The organism is Kitasatospora sp. NPDC001225, from assembly GCF_053597855.1.
In genome coordinates this window covers 1-3,357 of the sequence record NZ_JBSFJC010000305.1, presented here as the reverse complement: position 1 = coordinate 3,357, position 3,357 = coordinate 1, and the positions used below count along the sequence as shown (strand labels likewise).

Below are 3,357 nucleotides of genomic sequence, written 5' to 3'. Positions count from 1 at the left end.
TGCTCTTCCACGGCGACGGACACGGCGCGGTCCCCTTTCGGGCGACGGAGATTTCGGGCAAGGGAAACGGGGGCCGGCGGGACCCGCCCGCCGACACCCCACAAGCTACGACCGGGCACTGACAATCGGCTCCGGTCACGGGCGGGACCCGTGAGGTCAGCCCGGGTCGGCCAGGAGGGCGCAGTCTCCAAGATCCCCGACCTCGTCGCCCGCGATCAGCTCTGCGTCTCCTCGCGGCGTCCGACAGCGGCCGCATCGGGTACGACGAGCAGCTTGCCGGTGGTACGCCGAGCCTCCAGATCGCTGTGGGCCTGGGCGGCCTCGGACAGTGCGTAGCGGCCCGTCACGGTGACCTCAAGCGCCTTGGAGCGCACCCACTCGAACACATCGGCGGCCCGTCGGAGCAGTTCGGACCGATCGGCGATGTAGTGCCCGAGGCTGGGCCGGATCAGGGTCAGCGAACCGCCGTGGGCGAGCCGAATCGGATCGAACGGCGGCACGGCACCACTTGCCGCGCCGAAGAGCACGAGATGGCCGCGGGTCCGCAGGCTGGCGAGGCTCGCATCGAAGGTGTCCGCGCCGACGCCGTCGAAGACAACCGGCAGTCCCTGACCGCCGTTGAGCCGCCTCACCTCGGCTGCGAGATCGTCGACCGCGGAGGAGAGGATCACCTCGGCGGCCCCGGCACGCTTCGCCAACTCGGCCTTCGCCGTGGTCGACGTCGTGCCGATCACCCTGCCGCCGAGATGGGTGATGAGCTGGGTCAGAAGCAGCCCCATGCCACCGGCAGCCGCGTGCACGAGCACCGTGTCGCCCCCCTGAACCGGGTAGGCGTCCTTGACGAGATAGTGCGCGGTCATGCCTTGGAGGAGCACGGCGGCGGCCGTCTCGAAGCCGATGTCGTCGGGCAGCGGCACCAGCCGGGAGGAGTCCACGACGGCCCGCTCGGCGTACGCGCCGGGAATCTCCACCCAACCGACCCGGTCCCCGACTGCGACGTCAGCGACGCCGGGTCCGACTTCGACGACCGTTCCGGCGCCCTCGGCGCCCGGGGTGAAGGGCAGCGGGACGCTGTACCGGCCTTCGCGGTGGTAGACGTCGAGGAAGTTGACCCCGGATGCGGCGACCTCCACGACCGCTTGGCCCGGGCCCGGCGTCGGTTGATCGATATCGACCAGTCGCAGCACCTCGGGACCGCCCACTTCGGACATCTGAATCGCTCGCATGACCCCTCCTGAAACGGCAGACTTCCCTCACCGAACTCCACTCGTGGCGATCTTATTTCCGCTCGCGGTGAGGTGCCGTAGCCGTCACGTCCAGGTCAGCGGCATGAAGCCGGCCGTGCCGCGGGAACTGCCCTGGAGCCCGCGGCTGCGGCCGAGCATCGTTCAGCGTGCCGGCTCAGGAGGTTCGGTGGGCCTGTCGAAGGAGGTGTTCCCGCTCGGAGCGGCTGGTGGTCTGCTCCGCGGCCGCGCGACAGTGCGTGACTGCGGCCTCGTGGTCACCGGCCAGGTCGAGCAGTTGGGCCCGCACCGCCCCGCCCTCCCGCGTCCGGCCGACCGCCCAGGCGGCGGCGTCGCGGGCCACCGCCATGCCGTAGAGGGTGGCCTTGTGCCGCTCCTGACTGCGGCCGGGCACCTTCAGGCCGGCGGTGCCGACCAACGCGCCTCTGCCGCTTGCGGCAGCGGTGTTGTCGAAGGCGCCGATCAGGGCGCCCGGCCCGTCCTGGGCCTCGGCGAGGCGGCGCAGCGTCGCGGCCAGGGGCTTGCCGGCCTCCTCGGCGTGGCTGGAGGTGAAGGCGCTCGGTGTCTCGCGCAGCGCGGCCAGCCGGAAGCGCCGGTACGGTTCGGCGTCGGCGACGCCCAGCGGGCGGAGGGTGATCAGGTCAGCCGAGGCGGACACGGGTGCACCTCGTCACGTACGGGAGGGCGATCTCCTCGCGGCCGGCCAGGTCCGGGTGGGTGGCGAGCAGCTGCTCGACGTCGGCCAGCAGGCGGACCCGCTCGTCCTCGGGCAGCGCGATCACGTAGCTGCGCGAGGCGACCATGTCGACGATCCCGGCCCGGGTGGTGACGTGCTCCCAGCGGATCTCCAACCGCTCGGGCGCTCCGAACGGCGCCGGGAGGGCCGGCCGGGTGTCGATCCGCTGCGGCGCCGAACGGTGCATCAGCACGCCCAGGGCGGCCGCCCACGGCTCGGACTCGTCCCGGACGTTCCACACCAGCGCGAGCGTCCCGCCGGGGGCGAGCACCCGGGCGATCTCCGGCACGGCGGCCGCCTGGTCGAACCAGTGCCAGGCCTGCGCCACCACCACGGCGTCCACGCTGCCGTCCGGCAGCGGGATGCGCTCGGCCGATCCCGCTCGGACGGCCGCCTTGGGCACGGCCGCCGCCAACCGGGCCCGCATCCCCTCGTCGGGCTCGACCGCCACCACGTCCAGGCCCGCCTCGACCAGCAGCCCGGTCAACTTGCCCGTCCCGGCGCCCAGGTCGAGCACCCGGCGGGCCTCCCGGGGCACCGCCGAGCCGACCAGAGCCCGGGGGTAGCCCGGTCGACCGTGCTGGTACGCGTCCGCCGCCACGCCGAACGACCGCGCCCGCAGCCTGCCGGCCCACCGCCTGGTCGCCCCCTGCCGCGTCATCCCGCAGGCCCGCCCGATCTCCTCCCAGGTCGCCTCCCGCCCGCGCCGCAGCTCCTCCACCAGCTCCGTCCGCCGCTCCTCCAGCGCCTCGATCACCCCCGACAACCGCCGCAGCCCCTCCACGCCGCCGCCACCGGCCACGTCCTCCGCCACCCGCCGACCAAGATCACCTGTCTCCATGGCCCGGCACTGTACGGAGCTTCGGCGGAGGTCGTCAACAGCTATTGCCTGGTTGCGCAACATCTGTTGCCTCTGGTTGCGCCACCGGCCCCGGCCGTTGTGCGGCCGGGGCCCGTCAGCCGCCCGCCGTCACAGCGGCCGGAGGGTGAGCGCGAACTGCGGAAGCGTCAGCAGGAGCAGGGCGGTGCCGGCCTCGATCCAGCGGTACTTCGCGCGGATGATCGCACTGGTACCGGCCAGCGCCGACAGCAGCGGACCCGCCGGGTCGTGCCCGGCCCGCTCGAAGGCGCGACGCAGCCGCTCGGGGCCCGCCCCCGGCGCGATGTGCTCGAAGTACCCCGGACCGTCCGCACCACCCCGCCGCCCCTTGCGGTGGCGCGGCACCAGCGCGGAGGCGAAGCAGCCGACGGCCAGCAGGGCGCTGGCCGTGGCGCTCCACCGCAGGAACGGAACCAGCCAGGCCAGACCCTCGGCGAAGCGCACGTCGTCGTCGTTCACGTCGACGTTTACGAAGCGGCGCAGCTTGCCGGTGTCGT

At 73.3% G+C, this 3,357-nt stretch carries 4 protein-coding genes and 1 pseudogene; all 5 read right to left on the bottom strand.

The features are described 5' to 3' along the window. Window positions 1–215 precede the first annotated feature (215 nt). A complete protein-coding gene (locus ACWDCZ_RS39620; RefSeq protein ID WP_449818501.1) occupies window positions 216–1,226 on the bottom strand; it encodes a quinone oxidoreductase family protein in 1,011 nt (336 codons plus the stop codon). Between the two features lie 175 nt (window positions 1,227–1,401). Beyond that, window positions 1,402–1,902 carry a hypothetical protein gene (locus tag ACWDCZ_RS39615; protein WP_449818500.1) on the bottom strand — a complete coding sequence of 167 codons (501 nt, stop codon included), beginning with the start codon at window positions 1,900–1,902 and terminating at the stop codon, window positions 1,402–1,404. After that, window positions 1,886–2,821: a class I SAM-dependent methyltransferase gene (locus ACWDCZ_RS39610; protein WP_449818499.1), complete on the bottom strand. Its 936-nt coding sequence runs from the start codon at window positions 2,819–2,821 to the stop codon at window positions 1,886–1,888. The genes ACWDCZ_RS39615 and ACWDCZ_RS39610 overlap by 17 nt, the downstream gene beginning before the upstream one ends. A 129-nt stretch (window positions 2,822–2,950) precedes the next feature. Further along, window positions 2,951–3,208, bottom strand: coding sequence for a Pycsar system effector family protein (locus ACWDCZ_RS39605; protein WP_449818502.1), 258 nt, complete (start codon window positions 3,206–3,208; stop codon window positions 2,951–2,953). Window positions 3,209–3,268: 60 nt separating this feature from the next. Further along, a pseudogene (locus ACWDCZ_RS39600) lies at window positions 3,269–3,357 on the bottom strand (molybdopterin synthase sulfur carrier subunit); the annotation flags it as partial.

Coding starts and splice junctions, on each gene's coding strand:
- ACWDCZ_RS39620 (WP_449818501.1), bottom strand. CDS start 1,226: ATGCGAGCGATTCAGATGTCCGAAGTGGGCGGTCCCGAGGTGCTGCGA.
- ACWDCZ_RS39610 (WP_449818499.1), bottom strand. CDS start 2,821: ATGGAGACAGGTGATCTTGGTCGGCGGGTGGCGGAGGACGTGGCCGGT.